Origin of the sequence: Halorussus litoreus, from assembly GCF_003382685.1 — an archaeon.
GTDB classification, from domain to species: Archaea; Halobacteriota; Halobacteria; order Halobacteriales; family Haladaptataceae; genus Halorussus; species Halorussus litoreus.
The window spans coordinates 123,120-136,944 of sequence record NZ_KZ859504.1 but is presented as its reverse complement, the minus strand read 5'-3'; the positions used below and the strand labels follow the sequence as shown (position 1 = coordinate 136,944).

At 68.9% G+C, this 13,825-nt stretch carries 11 protein-coding genes and 1 pseudogene; 8 read left to right on the top strand and 4 right to left on the bottom strand.

Annotation, left to right across the window (positions count from 1 at the left end; translation table 11 throughout):
• The first annotated feature begins 20 nt into the window (after positions 1-20).
• Both DPQ64_RS18500 and DPQ64_RS01290 read left to right on the top strand, forming a co-directional pair.
• The gene (locus DPQ64_RS18500; RefSeq protein ID WP_157971547.1) at positions 21-191 is read left to right on the top strand and encodes a hypothetical protein; all 171 of its coding nucleotides are present in this window, start codon (positions 21-23) and stop codon (positions 189-191) included.
• A 22-nt stretch (positions 192-213) separates the two neighbouring features.
• Positions 214-426, top strand: coding sequence for a hypothetical protein (locus DPQ64_RS01290; protein WP_115862549.1), 213 nt, complete (start codon positions 214-216; stop codon positions 424-426).
• Positions 427-433: 7 nt separating this feature from the next.
• On the opposite strand, the gene DPQ64_RS01285 is transcribed toward DPQ64_RS01290, so the two are convergent.
• From DPQ64_RS01285 to DPQ64_RS01275, 3 genes are read right to left on the bottom strand one after another with little or no spacing between them, the layout of a single operon-like run.
• The gene (locus DPQ64_RS01285; protein WP_115862548.1) at positions 434-1,522 is read right to left on the bottom strand and encodes an ABC transporter ATP-binding protein; all 1,089 of its coding nucleotides are present in this window, start codon (positions 1,520-1,522) and stop codon (positions 434-436) included.
• On the bottom strand, positions 1,519-3,303 hold the full coding sequence (locus DPQ64_RS01280; protein ID WP_115862547.1) for an ABC transporter permease: 1,785 nt from the start codon (positions 3,301-3,303) through the stop codon (positions 1,519-1,521). Before DPQ64_RS01280 ends, DPQ64_RS01285 begins: the two co-directional genes overlap by 4 nt.
• 7 nt (positions 3,304-3,310) lie before the next feature.
• Entirely contained in the window at positions 3,311-4,489 is a 1,179-nt protein-coding gene (locus DPQ64_RS01275) for a thiamine ABC transporter substrate-binding protein (RefSeq protein ID WP_115862546.1), read from the bottom strand.
• A gap of 136 nt (positions 4,490-4,625) precedes the next feature.
• On the opposite strand from DPQ64_RS01275, the gene DPQ64_RS01270 reads away from it, so the two are divergent.
• The 6 genes from DPQ64_RS01270 to DPQ64_RS01245 all read left to right on the top strand — a co-directional run bounded on the left by DPQ64_RS01270 (position 4,626) and on the right by DPQ64_RS01245 (position 13,376).
• The gene (locus DPQ64_RS01270) at positions 4,626-5,648 is read left to right on the top strand and encodes an AI-2E family transporter (RefSeq protein ID WP_198661963.1); all 1,023 of its coding nucleotides are present in this window, start codon (positions 4,626-4,628) and stop codon (positions 5,646-5,648) included.
• A gap of 93 nt (positions 5,649-5,741) precedes the next feature.
• A complete protein-coding gene (locus DPQ64_RS01265) occupies positions 5,742-7,043 on the top strand; it encodes a 5'-deoxyadenosine deaminase (protein ID WP_115862545.1) in 1,302 nt (433 codons plus the stop codon).
• Positions 7,044-7,192: 149 nt separating this feature from the next.
• On the top strand, positions 7,193-8,164 hold the full coding sequence (locus DPQ64_RS01260; protein ID WP_115862544.1) for an NAD(P)-dependent oxidoreductase: 972 nt from the start codon (positions 7,193-7,195) through the stop codon (positions 8,162-8,164).
• 9 nt (positions 8,165-8,173) lie between these two features.
• Entirely contained in the window at positions 8,174-11,299 is a 3,126-nt protein-coding gene (locus tag DPQ64_RS01255; RefSeq protein WP_115862543.1) for an FAD-binding and (Fe-S)-binding domain-containing protein, read from the top strand.
• A 113-nt stretch (positions 11,300-11,412) separates the two neighbouring features.
• The gene (locus tag DPQ64_RS01250; protein WP_115862542.1) at positions 11,413-12,648 is read left to right on the top strand and encodes an ornithine cyclodeaminase; all 1,236 of its coding nucleotides are present in this window, start codon (positions 11,413-11,415) and stop codon (positions 12,646-12,648) included.
• A 74-nt stretch (positions 12,649-12,722) separates the two neighbouring features.
• Positions 12,723-13,376 (top strand): class I SAM-dependent methyltransferase, encoded by a 654-nt coding sequence (locus DPQ64_RS01245; protein ID WP_115862541.1) that lies wholly within the window; start codon positions 12,723-12,725, stop codon positions 13,374-13,376.
• Between the two features lie 35 nt (positions 13,377-13,411).
• Here DPQ64_RS01245 and DPQ64_RS01240 read toward each other — a convergent pair.
• Positions 13,412-13,771, bottom strand: a pseudogene (locus DPQ64_RS01240) (MBL fold metallo-hydrolase RNA specificity domain-containing protein); the annotation flags it as partial.
• Positions 13,772-13,825: the final 54 nt, after the last annotated feature.

The following is a 13,825-nucleotide window of genomic DNA, read 5'->3' as shown; positions in this document are numbered from 1 at the left end:
GCCCACGGGAGGCACCCGACATGAACACACCAGCCACCCCGACCGCAGACGACGCCCGGAATCGGGTCGAGACGTACCAGCGCACCGACAGCGACGGCCGGCCACAGCTGATCCTCTACGACCGCGACGAACCGCAGGCGTGGCTCCTCGCCGCGCAGTCGAGCGCCGTCGAGCCGGAGAACCAGCGATGACCGTCGAACTGGAGGGCCAGCGATGAGCACGAAACGCATCGCATCCGAGAACGGCGAGGAGTACTACCTCGTCAGCCCGACGCCGACGACGAAGAAGCGCCACCGGCCGGACGAGACGGGCGAGGAGCCCGCGTGCCGCGCCTTCCTCCAGCGCGAGGACGCCGGGTGGCGCAAACTCTCGAATCGGCAGACCGTCCTCTACGACGACTGCAAGAACTGCTTCCCGAGCGAGTAGGAACGTCTCACGGCTCCTCGACGGCTTCTGGCTCCCGCGCTCGGTCACCGACCGAGACCACGTGCGCGTCCTCGGGAGCGAATCCGACCCGGAGGCGGTCGTCCTCGGGGCGCTCGGAGAGGCGGACGACAAGCTCGCGGCCTTCCCAGTCCAGATGCGCTCGAAACGACTCGCCGAGGAACTCGACCGCTTCGACCGCGGCCTCGACGGCGTTCTCCCGGCCGCCAGCGACCAGCTTCTCCGGGCGGACGCAGAAGGTGACGTGGCTCCCGCGAGCAGCGTCAGCCGCGTCGAAATCAGCGACGCGGAACGACTGTCCGCCGACGCGGACCGTCCGTCCCGCGCCGCCGCCGCGCTCCGCTACCTCGCCCGCGAAGACGTTGTTCTCGCCGAGGAACTCCGCGACGAAGCGCGTCTCGGGCCGGCGGTAGACGGCCTCGGGCCTGCCGACCTGCTCGACGCCGCCGTCGTTCATCACCGCGACGCGGTCCGAGACGGCGAGCGCCTCCTCCTGATCGTGAGTGACGTAGACGGTCGTGATTCCCAACTCGGACTGAATGCGCTTGACCTGCTTCCGGAGCGTCTTGCGGAGTCGGGCGTCCAGCGCACTCATGGGCTCGTCGAGCAGGAGTACGTCCGGCCCGGGCGCGAGCGCGCGGGCCAGTGCGACCCGCTGGCGCTGGCCGCCCGACAGCGCGTCGGGGTCACGGTCCTCGAACCCCGCGAGGTCCACGAGATCGAGGAGTTCGGCCACGCGCGCGTCTTTCGACTGACCGCCGGGCGTGTCGCGGAATCGGAGGCCGTAGGCGACGTTCTCGCCCACGGTCATGTGCGCGAACAGCGCGTAGTTCTGAAAGACGACGCCCACGTCGCGGTCCTCCGGGGCCACGCCGGCCATCTCGCGCTCGCCGAACCACACCTCGCCAGAGTCCAGCGACTCGAAGCCCGCGATTGCCCGCAGGGTGGTCGTCTTGCCGCAGCCCGACGGGCCGACCAGCGTGAAGAACTCGCCGTCCGCCACGTCGAGGCTCACGCCACGGAGCGCGGTCACCTCGCCGAAGGACTTGGAAACGTCCTTCAGTCGAAGCCCCGTCACACCTCCCACCTCCCGCCGAGTCGGTCGATGACCACGAAGCTGAGGCTGGTCACCGCCAGCAGGACCGTCCCCATCGCGGTGGCCGGGCCGAGGGTGCGGTTGCCGATGTAGCGCTCGACGGCGACTGGCATCGTGTAGCTACTGCTGCCGGTGGCCAAAATCACCGTCGAATCGAACTCGCCGATGCTGATGGCGAACGCGAACGCGGCCCCGGCGGCGACCCCTGCGGCGACCAGCGGGAGTTCCACGTCGAGCAGCGCGCGGACCCGGGTCGCGCCGAGCGCGCGCGCCGACTCGACGACCGAGCGGTCCACGCCGCCGAGCAGCGGCGAGACGTTCCGGACCACGAACGGGTAGGCCGCGACCGCGTGGGCGGCCACGATGGCGACCGGGCCGTCGACCTGCACGCGGTGACCGAACAGCTCCACGCCGAACACCAGCCCCCGCAACATCCCGAGGCCGACGACCACGCCGCTCACCGCGAGCGGTGCCATCGCGGCGGTGTCGGCGAGGCGCTCCCAGCGGCCGCCCCGCGCGGTGAGCACCGAGACGGTGACGCCCATCGGGAGCGCGACGAGCAGGGTGGCCGCGCCGAACAGCAGCGAGTTGCGGACCGCGACGCCGGGCAGGGTCTGGAAGGAGGCACCCTCGACCTGCCGCTGGACGAGGAATCGGTAGTACTGGAGAGTGAGTCCGTTGGGACCGGTCACGCTCTCGACCACCATGCTGGCGATGGGGCCGACGAACACCACGGCGGCCACCGTCGCGTAGGCGAGGATGGCGGCGCGTTCGAGCCCGGCGATCAGGGAACCGGCGTCGGCGGAGACTGACGGGAAGAACCGCTTTCGCGGCGGCGGGTTCGCGGCGCGGCTGTTGGCCGACTGGCGGGACTCGTACGTGAGGTAGGCGTAGGTCAGCGCGAGCGAGACCACCGTCTCGACCACCGCGAGGGTGGCGGCCTCGGCGTAGTCGAGCTGCTGGACCAGCGAGAACACCCACACCTCGACCGTTGCGAGCTGGAATCCCCCGAGCGCGAGCACGATGGGGAACGACATGAACGTGAAGACGAAGGTGAGCAGCGCGCCCGTCAGGACCGCCGGGAGGAGCTGTGGCACCAGCACGTCGCGGAACGCCCGCCACGGGTTCGCGCCGAGCGAGCGCGCGGTCTCGACCATCCGGGCGTCGACGCTCTCCCACGCCGCGGTCGTGACCCGCGTGACCAGCGGCGCGTTGTAGAACGCGTGGGCGACCACGATGGCTTCGAGCGTGCCGAGCATGGAGAGCCGGCCCACGCCGAGCGCGGCGAGCAGGTCGTTCACCGGGCCGTTCGCGCCGAAGAAGGCGTAGAAGCCGATGGCGACCATGATGGAGGGCAGGACGAACGGCAGGATGGTCAGCGAGCGGATCGTCCGCCGACCCGGGAACTCGTAGCGAGCGAGGACGTACGCGCCGGGGAGCCCGAGCGCGACGCTGGCGATAGTCGAGAGCAGCGCCTGATACGCCGTGAAGCCGACGAGCCCGAGCGGCTGGTCGGCCGCGATTTCGGAGACGGCGGTCAGATCGCCGTCGAACAGCGGCGCGAACACGCCGAAGTAGAACGGGTCGGTCAGCACCTCGCGGGCGACCTCGAAGTTCCACGCGCCGCCGAGTCGCACTGCGTCGGCGAACACCGTCAGCACCGGGTAGTAGAACAGGACCGCGAGGACGAGCGCAGTCGCGACTCCGAGGACCGCGATGGCCCGGCGTTCGAACCACCGAGCGAGCCCCTCGCCTCGGGTCACGCGTCGGTTAGCTGCCGCCGACTATCTGTCGCGCCCACTGGTCGACCCACTCGTCCACGTTGCCCTTCAACTCTTCGTACGTGAACGTCACGGGCTGGTCGGGGACCTGGGCGTACTCCTCGAACTCCGCGGGCAGGTCGGCCCAGTCGGTCGCGGGGAATTGGACGTTCCGCACTGCGATCTCGCCCTGCGCCTCCGCCGAGAGCACGAAGTCCATGAACGCCGCCACGAGGTCGTCGTTGTCGCTGTCCGCGAACTTCGCCATCCCCTCGGGGTTGGCGTACCCCTCGCCGTCGAGGAAGCCGACCTGATGCTTGCTCAGGTCCTGGTCGTAGCGGTTGGCGTACACCTGGTCGGTCGAGTACGACACGACCATCGGGGCCTCGCCGTTCTCCCACGCGGTGTAGGCGTCGTCCCACGAGCCGAGTATCGTGACGTCGTTGTCGACGAGCTGCTCCCAGTAGTCGAGATAGTTCTCTTCGCCCTGGTTGTGGATGGTCCACAGCAGGAACGCCCGGCCGGTCGCGGCGGTCCGAGCGTTCTGGACGATGAGGTCGCCCGCGTACTCGTCGGTCGTCAGCGCGTCGAACGTCTCGGGGTCGTCGGCCTCGTTGCCGTCGTAGACGAGGCTGATGTACCCCGTGTCGTACGGGATCGCGCGCTGCTGGGGGTCGAACTTCAGATCTTCCTTGACGTGGCCGTAGTTGTCGAGCGGCGACGCGCCCGGCTCGAACAGCTGGCGGTCGCCCAGCTCGTCGTCGATGCGGATGAGGTGGTCGACGTTCACGCCGACGAACATGTCGGCCTCGATGTCCACGCCCTGCTGGGCGCGCTGGAGGTAGTAGTTCATCTCGTTGTCGGGCGTCGCCCACTCGACGGTCACGTCGGGGTGACGCTCCTCGAACGCCTCCTTGAGCCACGGGCCGGGCGAGGAGCTCGGCGCGTCCACGAACGAGCTGTACGTCGCGACCGTCAGAGTTCCGCTGAGGTCCTGCTCGGTCGTCGTCTCGTCGGTCGTCGTCTCGTCGGTCGCTTCCGTGGTCGTTTCGCTCCCCTCTGTCGTGGTTTCGTCCGCCGTCGTGGTGTCGCTCCCGGTCGTCGTCCCCTGTTCGTCGCCGCCGGTACAGCCGGCGAGTCCGACGAGCGTCGCCGCCGTGCCGTGTTTCAGGAAGGTGCGTCGTTCCATTACCCGGTGGTTACATGCAGTGGTACTTAGTTTTCGTGATGTTGGCTGGCCGTGATTCGCGGGCAGGTCGCGCGGTGGACAACTTCCAGCCGCCGACAGCCGAAAGGCTTTGACGGGGGGCTTCGATAGGCCGGGCATGGCCGCGTCGCGCCAATGGGTGCTGGCAGGGCTGCTGGCAGTCGTCGGTGTGCTCACGACTGCGGTACTGTTCAACGTGCTCAGCACGGTCTTCTTCGCCATCACGGTGGCGTACGTGCTGGTCCCGCTCCACAAGCGACTCGTCGAGCGCGGCCTCCCGCCGTGGTGGGCCAGCGCCGTCGCGTCGACGGTGGCGTTCTCGGGCGTCGTCGCGGTGTTCGGGTCGCTCGGATTCCTGCTCTACCGGCGGCGCACCGCGCTGTTGGGCAACCTCTCGGCGCTGCCCGACAGCGTGTCGGTCGAACTGTTCGGCGTCGTCTACGCGGTCGACGCGAGTACCGTCGTCGGGGTCGCGCGCGAGTACCTCACCGACGTGGCGATCTCGATGGCCAGCGTCCTCCCGATACTCGCGATCAAGGGGACGCTGTTCGCGCTGTTGGTGTTCGCACTGCTGATCCAGCGCCGCCGGGTCCGGACCGCCCTGCTCGCGCCGGTGCCGCCCGCGTACCGCGACGTGGTCGCAGCGTTCCACGAGCGTACGCGGTCGACGCTCTCGGCCATCTACGTGCTGCAGGCCGCGACCGCCGCGGCGACCTTCCTCGTCGCGCTCCCGGTGTTCTACGCGCTGGGCTACGACCTGTTCGTCACGTTCGCGCTCGTCGCGGGCTTCCTCCAGTTCATCCCGGTCGTCGGTCCCTCGTTTCTGCTCGCGCTGCTCGCCGTCGGCCGCGCGACCGCGGGCGAGATGGTGCCCGCAGTGGTGCTGCTCGTCGTCGGTGGGGTGCTCATCGGCTGGCTCCCCGACGCGGTCGTCCGGCCGCGACTCGCCCGGAAGACGGCCGACCTGCCGGGCAGCCTCTACTTCATCGGGTTCACGGGCGGCCTGCTGAGCATCGGTCCCGTGGGGTTCATCGCCGGGCCGCTGGTGGTCGCGCTGCTCGCCGAGGCCACGACGCTGCTCGCCGCGGAGGTCAACAGACCCGATCCGCCCAGTCCCGAATCGCCGCCGAAGATCCGGTAGGCGTTCGTCGGACGCCGACAGGACACACCGGACCTCCTCGACCGCTCGGAAATCAACAACTATTTCTCGAATTCGGCCCCTACACGTTTCGGGATGCTACTACAGGGAACGGTCGTCGCCGACGCCGAGACTGTCGTCGAGGACGGAGCGGTCGTCGTGGAGGGCGACGCCATAGTTGCGGTCGGCGAGCGCGAGGAGGTGACCGACGCGTACCCCGACCACGAGGTCCGCGAGTTCGACCTGCTTGCGCCGGGCGTTGTCGGCGGGCACGTCCACTCGGTCCAGTCGCTGGGCCGGGGCATCGCCGACGACACCGCGCTGCTCGACTGGCTGTTCGACTACGTGCTACCGATGGAGGCCGAACTCGACGCCGAGGGGATGCGCGTCGCCGCGGAACTGGGCTACCTCGAACTGCTGGAGTCCGGCGTCACGACCGCCATCGACCATCTATCGGTCCGCCACGCCGACGAGGCGTTCGAGGCCGCGGGCGAACTCGGCATCAGAGCACGGATGGGGAAGGTGCTGATGGACACCGACTCGCCCGACGGGCTGCTGGAGGACACCGACGCCGCGCTGGACGAGACCGAGCGTCTGATTCGGAAGTATCACGACACCCATGGCGGGCGCATCCAGTACGCGGTCACGCCCCGGTTCGCAGTGAGCTGTACCGAGGCGTGTCTTCGCGGCGCGCGCGACCTCGCAGACGCGTACGAGGGCGTCCGCATCCACACCCACGCGAGCGAGAACCGCGACGAGGTCTCGACCGTCGAGGAACGGACTGGTCGTCGGAACATCCACTGGCTCGACGAGGTGGGGCTGACCGGTGAGGACGTGGTGCTGGCCCACTGCATCTGGACCGACGACTCCGAGCGCGAGGTGCTGGCCGAGACGGGAACTCACGTCACCTACTGCCCCTCCTCGAACATGAAGCTCGCCTCGGGCATCGCGCCGATCGTCGACTACCTCGACCGGGGCATCAACGTCGCGCTGGGCAACGACGGCCCGCCCTGCAACAACACGCTCGACCCCTTCACCGAGATGCGACAGGCCAGCCTGCTCCAGAAGGTCGAGCACCTCGACCCGACCACGACGCCAGCCCGACTCGTCTTCGAGATGGCGACCCGGAACGGCGCGAAGGCGGCGGGCTTCGAGAAGGTCGGGAAACTCCACCCCGGCTGGAAGGCCGACGTCGTGGGGCTGACGACCGACATCACCCGCGCGACGCCGCTCCACGACGTGTTCTCGCATCTCGTGTTCTCGGCCCACGGTGACGACGTGACGTTCACGATGGTCGACGGCGAGGTGGCGTACGACGACGGCGAACTGCGGACCGGCGACGCCGACGAGATCCGCCGGCGGGCCAGCGAGTACGAACTTCCGGTCGCGGTCGAGTGAGCGCCGCGGAACCACCCAAAATCGGACTGACCCGCTCCTGCGACCACTTGTAACCGCTATCCGTCACCGTCAGTTAGGCGAAGGATTAAGTCACGCCTTGACAATCCATCGCGTAGTTACAAGCGTTTCGTAGACGCAAGAGCCCACCCATGCAGGAAACCCCAGACGTCGTCGTCCTCCGAGAGGGGACCGAAGGACTGTCGATGGAAACGTACGCCGAGCGACTGCGCGAGCGCCTCCCCGACCGGACGGTCGCGCATGCCCGGACTCCGAAACAGGAGCGCGAACTCGTCGCCGACGCCCGCGCGGTCACGGGAATAAATCTCGACGAGGAGTTGCTCGCCGCGGCCGACCGGCTCGAACTGTTCGCCTGTACGTTCGCCGGCACCGACCACGTGCCGATGGACGCGTTCGCCGAGCTCGGGGTCGCGGTGACGAACGCCGGCGGCATCCACGCGCCGGGCATCGCCGAGCAGGCCATCGGCAATATGCTGACGTTCGCCCGGCGCCTCCACGAGGGGTGGCGACGCAAGTCGAACCGCGAGTGGCGTCACTTCCAGTCGAGCGAACTGACCGACAGCACGGTCACCGTGATCGGCCTCGGCTCCATCGGACAGGCGGTCGTCCAGCGCCTCCAGGGGTTCGAGGTCGACACCGTCGGCGTCCGGTACACGCCGTCGAAGGGCGGGCCGACCGACGAGGTCGTCGGGTTCGACGACGACGCCATCCACGACGCACTCGCCCGGAGCGAGTACGTCGTGATCGCGTGCCCGCTCAACGACACGACTCGCGGGCTCGTCAGCGAGGCCGAACTGGCGACGATGCCGCCGGACGCGGTGGTCGTCAACACTGCCCGCGGCCCCATCGTGGACACCGACGCGCTGGTGTCGGCGCTCCGGTCGAACAAGATCCGGGGCGCGGCACTCGACGTGACCGACCCCGAGCCGCTGCCCGAGGACCACCCGCTCTGGAATCTGGAGAACTGCCTCGTCACGCCACACACCGGCGGTCACACCCCGCGCCACTGGGACCGACTCGCCGACATCGTCGCGGAAAACGTCGACCGACTCGACTCGGGCGAGGCGTTCGAGAATCAAGTACTTGCCCCCGAGGCACAATAACTCGCACAGATGGCTACACACGACACGCCGGCCGACTCTCCCGGGTCGGATGGGGCCGACGACCCCGCCGCGGACCCCCGTGCGGACTACGACTACGTCGGCGGCGAGGAGCACCTCGGCGGCGAGGAAGCACGCGCCGACTTCGTGGCCAACCTCGTCGCACGCGTCGACGGCGACGTCCGCTTCGACGAGTACACGCGCGAACTGTACGCGACCGACGCCAGCGCCTACGAGGTGACGCCGGTCGGGGTCGTCCTGCCGACCTCGACCGACGACGTGGCCGCGGTCGTCGAGTACTGCGCGGAACGCGAGATTCCAGTCCTCCCCCGCGGCGGCGGGACCAGCCTCGCCGGGCAGACCGTCAACGAGGCGGTCGTCCTCGACCTGACGAACTACATGAGCGACCTGCTCGACGTGCGGCCCGACGACCGACTCGCCCGAATGGAGGCCGGGGCCGTGCTCGCCGACCTGAACGCCGAACTCGAACCCCACGGGCTGAAGTTCGCGCCCGACCCCGCGGCCGGCGACCGCAGCACCGTCGGCGGCGCTATCGGCAACAACTCCACCGGAGCCCACTCGCTGAAGTACGGCAAGACCGACGCCTACGTCGAGGAGTGCGAGGTCGTCCTCGCGGACGGCACGGTCACGACCTTCGGCGAGGTGGGCCTCGACGAACTCCGCGAGCGCGCCGACGCGGCCGACGGCGAGGACGACGCGGACGCCGACCTCGAATCCCGAATCTACGCTGCGGTCGCCCGCATCGTCGACGAGGAGGCCGAGACGGTCCGCGACGTGTACCCGCAGCTCAAGCGGAACGTCTCGGGGTACAACCTCGACAGGCTGGTATCGGAAGCAAAGTCCGGCACTGTCAACCTCGCGCGCCTGCTCGCGGGGAGCGAGGGCACCCTCGGTGTCGTCACCGAGGCGACCGTCTCGCTCGAACCCGTGCCCGAGACGAAGTCGGTCGCGCTGCTGACGTATCCCGACCTGCTCGACGCGATGGCAGACGTGGACGACATCGTCCGGAACCACGACCCCGCGGCCGTCGAGGCCATCGACGACGTGCTCATCGACCTCGCGCGGGACACCGAGGAGTTCTCGGACGTGGTCGCACGGCTCCCCGAGGGGACCGGGACCGCTCTGCTCGTGGAGTTCTACGCCGACGACGAGGCTCACGGCCGCGAGCAGGTCGCCGATCTGCTCGCCGACCGGGTCGGCGGGACCGGCGAGCGGTCCGAAAGCGACGAACCGCGCGAGGGAAAGCGCGCGTTCGACGCGCTGGAGGCGTACGACGCCGACGAGCGCGCCCAGCTCTGGAAGCTCCGGAAGTCGGGACTGCCGATTCTGCTCTCGCGGACCTCCGACGCGAAGCACATCTCGTTCATCGAGGACACCGCGGTGCCGACCGAGAACCTCGCCGACTACGTGGCCGACTTCCAGCAGGTGCTCGAAGACAACGACACGTTCGCGAGCTTCTACGCCCACGCGGGTCCCGGCTGCATGCACATGCGCCCGCTCGTCGACACCAAGAGTCCGGCGGGCGTCGACCAGATGGAGTCGGTCTCCGACGCCGTCACCGACCTGGTGGTCGAGTACGGCGGGTCGGTGTCGGGCGAGCACGGCGACGGCCGGGCTCGGACTCAGTGGAACCGGAAGCTGTACGGCGAGCACGTCTGGACCCTCTTCTGCGACCTCAAGACCGCGTTCGACCCCGACTGGCTGCTCAACCCCGGCAACGTCTGCGGCGACGTGGACATGACCGAGAACCTGCGGTTCAGCCCCGACTACGAGTTCGACGCGGGGTTGGACCCCGCGCTGAACTGGGAGAACGAGAACGGCTTCCAGGGGATGGTCGAACTCTGTCACGGCTGCGCGGGCTGTCGCGGCCAGCAGGACACCACCGGCGGCGTGATGTGTCCGACCTATCGGGCCGCCGACGAGGAGAGCACCGCCACGCGGGGTCGCGCGAACCTGCTCCGGCAGGCGATGAGCGGGGATTTGGAGGCGGCGAACGCCGCCGCTTCGGAGCGAGCCTCACCCGCGGAGACGACGGCGGCGACCGATACGGAGTTCATGGCCGAGGTGATGGACCTCTGCATCGGCTGCAAGGGCTGCAAGCGCGACTGCCCGAGCGAGGTCGACATGGCCAAGCTCAAGGCCGAGGTCGAGCACGCCCACCACGACGAGCACGGCGCGAGCCTCCGCGAACGCCTCTTCTCGGAGATCGGCCGGCTCAACGCGGTCGGGTCGGCCCTCGCGCCGCTCTCGAACTGGGCGAGCGAACTGCCGGGAGCCCGCACCGTGCTGGAGAAGACGGTCGGCATCGCCAGCGAGCGGAGCCTCCCGACGTTCCACCGCGAGAGCTTCACCGACTGGTTCGAGGCGCGCGGCGGGCCGCGAGTCTCGGAGGCCGACGCGGCCCGGAAGGTCGCGCTGTTCCCCGACGCCTACACCAACTACAACCATCCGGAAGCGGGCAAGGCCGCGGTCCGGGTCCTCGAAGCCGCGGGCGTCCGGGTCCGGATTCCCGCGGGCGTCACCTCGACGGGACGTCCCGCTCACTCGAAGGGCTTTCTCGACAAGTCCCGCGAGCGCGCCGCGCAGAACGTCGACGCCCTCACGCCGAAGGTCCGGGACGGCTGGGACGTGGTGCTGGTCGAACCCTCCGACGCGGTGATGTTCCAGTCGGACTACCTCGATCTGCTGTCCGGTCCCGAGGTCGAGCGCGTGGCGGCCAACACCTACGGCGTACTGGAATATCTCGACCGCTTCGAGCTCACCGCCGACCTCGACTTCGACGCGCCCGACGAGTCGCTGACCTACCACGGCCACTGCCACCAGAAGGCGACCAAGAAGGACCACCACGCCGCGGCGGTCCTCGACGCGGCGGGCTACGACGTGGACCCGCTCGACTCGGGCTGTTGCGGGATGGCCGGCAGCTTCGGCTACGAGGCCGAGCACTTCTCGATGAGCCGGGCCATCGGCGAGATCCTGTTCGAGCAGGTCGACGACAGCGACGGGGACCTCGTGGTCGCGCCCGGCGCGTCCTGCCGGACGCAGCTGGGTGACCGCGAGGGGGCCAGCGACGAGCCGCCCCATCCAATCGAGAAGGTCGCAGGGGCCGTCGGTCGGTAGCACGTCGTCCCGAGTCGCTTCGACCGAACTGGTTCCGATCCAACCGAGGAACCCGTCCGCGAAGAACGGCCGCCAGCACAACCTTGATTGCTCGCTCGCCCGTCCATCGGACGATGACTGTCGCACGCACGGTCGAACTCGAGGGCCACATCATCGACTCGGGGATGATGCAGCGGTGCTTCGGCGTGGTGATGGATCTGGGCGGCAACTTCGACGTCGAGGAGTTCGATGTGGGCGAGCACAAGGACGCCGAGTCGTACTGCCGGATGACGGTGACGGCCGACGACGAGGAGTCGCTTCGGGAGATCCTCCACGAACTCCACCAGAGCGGCGCGCACCTCTCGGACCCGCCGGACGCGACGCTGAAGCCCGCGCCCGCGGACATGGTGGTCCCGCAGGGGTTCTACTCGACGACCAATCACCCGACGAAGGTCCGCTACGAGGGCGAGTGGCTCCCCGTCGAGCGCATCGAGATGGACTGTGCTATCGTGGTCGAAGCGGACGGTGAAACCGGGCCGCGCGCGTACACGAAGGTCCTGAACGCCATCGAGGAGGGCGACCTCGTGGTGACCGACGAGGCCGGCGTCCGCGTGGACCCGCCCGAGCGCCCGCGGGGGTCCTCGGGGCCGTTCGGGTTCATGCAGGGCGGCGTCTCGCCCGAGCGCCCCTCGGAATCACTCATCCGACAGATCGCCGAGGCCATCGCCGAGACGAAGGCCGACGGCGGGTCGGTGCTGGCGGTCGCGGGTCCCGCGGTCGTCCACTCGGGCGCGGGCGACGCGCTGGCCCGCCTCGTGCGCGAGGGGTACGTCGACGCGCTGTCGGCGGGCAACGGCTTCGCGGTCCACGACCTCGAACGCGGTCAGTACGGCACCTCGCTCGGCATGGACGTCGAGACCCTGGAGAGCCCGCGGAAGGGCCACAAGCACCACATCTATACCATCAGCAGGATCATCCGCGCCGGGGGCATCGAGCCGGCGGTCGAGCAGGGCATCGTCGAGGAGGGCGTGATGTACGAGTGCGTCACGAACGACGTACCGTACGTCCTCGCGGGCTCCATCCGGGACGACGGCCCGCTCCCGGACACCGTCACCGACGCGGTCGAGGCCCAGAACGCCATCCGCGAGCAGGCCCACGAGGCCGACATGGTGGTGATGCTCTCGACGCTGCTCCACTCGGTCGCGGTGGGCAACTGCCTACCGTCGACGACGCCGGTCGTCTGCGTGGACATCAACCCCGCGACGGTGACCCAACTGCTCGACCGCGGGAGCGCGCAGGCCATCGGGATGGTGACCGACGTGGGGACCTTCGTTCCCAAGCTCGCGGAGACACTGCTCGACGAGGCCTGAGGCGGCTGCGGCGCTGCTGGTTTTCCGGACCGACTCCGCGAACTCTTTATCCGGCGCGCTCTTGCCCATCACGTATGGAACCCGAGGACGAGCATCGACCAGGGGACGACCACTCGCCGGAGGACAATCACCGGTACTGGGCCGACCGCTCCGAGGAGTTCTCGCCCGCCTACTACGCCGACATCGGGCCGAACGAGGTGACCGAGCGCCTTACGGCCATCTTCGACCACTACGTCGACCGCGACGCCGCCATCCTCGAAGTCGGCTGTAGCTCCGGCCGCCACCTCGCCGGACTGCTGGACGAGCGGTACGAGAACCTCACCGGCATCGACATCAACGACGAGTCGTTCGACGTGATGGCCGACCACTACCCCCGACTCGCAGAGACCGGACGGTTCCACACCGGCGCGATAGAGGACCTCGTCCCGGAGATGCCCGACGACGAGTTCGACGTGGTGTACTCGGTCGAGACGCTCCAGCACGTCCACCCCGACAACGCGTGGGCGTTCGAGGAACTCGCTCGCGTCAGCAGCGACCTGCTCATCACCGCCGAGAACGAGGGCAACAGCCCCCGCCGGGGCCGCGAGGGCCGGGAGGTGAGCTGCGTCCACGACGACTTCCCGCTGTATCACCGCAACTGGAAGGAGGTGTTCTCGTCGCTCGGACTCGCGCAACTGCTCTGCGAGCCCGGCAAGCGCGACACGGTTCGCGTGTTTCGGGTGCTGTGAAACGCTACTGAACTGGACTCCTCACGTCGAACTCCTCACTTTTCACCCGCGAACTCGGCGGTGTCACCGAGTCCCGGCGCGCTCGCATCGAATCCATCGTCGCGTAGCTCCTCTGCGAACGCCTCGCACCTGTCGCCGTGGTTCACCAGGACTCGGGCGTCGCGGTAGTCGTTCAGGAACGCCAGCAGACCCTCGCGGTCGGCGTGCGCCGAGAAGTCGTACTGCTCGACCTGCGCGCTCACGGGCATCACCCGCCCGTCGATCTCGGCCCGCCCGGTGTCGAGCAGTTCCCGGCCGGGCGTCCCCTCGACCTGATACCCCGTGAAGGCGATCTTGTTCGTCGGGCTCCCGCGGATCTCCGGCACGTAGGTCATCGCCGGCCCGCCCGAGAGCATCGGAAACGAAAATGTGCTAGTAACATTGTTATGGGAGTGGCACATCACCATCGG

Coding starts and splice junctions, on each gene's coding strand:
- DPQ64_RS01260 (WP_115862544.1), top strand. CDS start 7,193: ATGCAGGAAACCCCAGACGTCGTCGTCCTCCGAGAGGGGACCGAAGGA.
- DPQ64_RS01265 (WP_115862545.1), top strand. CDS start 5,742: ATGCTACTACAGGGAACGGTCGTCGCCGACGCCGAGACTGTCGTCGAG.
- DPQ64_RS01250 (WP_115862542.1), top strand. CDS start 11,413: ATGACTGTCGCACGCACGGTCGAACTCGAGGGCCACATCATCGACTCG.
- DPQ64_RS01270 (WP_198661963.1), top strand. CDS start 4,626: ATGGCCGCGTCGCGCCAATGGGTGCTGGCAGGGCTGCTGGCAGTCGTC.
- DPQ64_RS01245 (WP_115862541.1), top strand. CDS start 12,723: ATGGAACCCGAGGACGAGCATCGACCAGGGGACGACCACTCGCCGGAG.
- DPQ64_RS01275 (WP_115862546.1), bottom strand. CDS start 4,489: ATGGAACGACGCACCTTCCTGAAACACGGCACGGCGGCGACGCTCGTC.
- DPQ64_RS01255 (WP_115862543.1), top strand. CDS start 8,174: ATGGCTACACACGACACGCCGGCCGACTCTCCCGGGTCGGATGGGGCC.
- DPQ64_RS01290 (WP_115862549.1), top strand. CDS start 214: ATGAGCACGAAACGCATCGCATCCGAGAACGGCGAGGAGTACTACCTC.
- DPQ64_RS18500 (WP_157971547.1), top strand. CDS start 21: ATGAACACACCAGCCACCCCGACCGCAGACGACGCCCGGAATCGGGTC.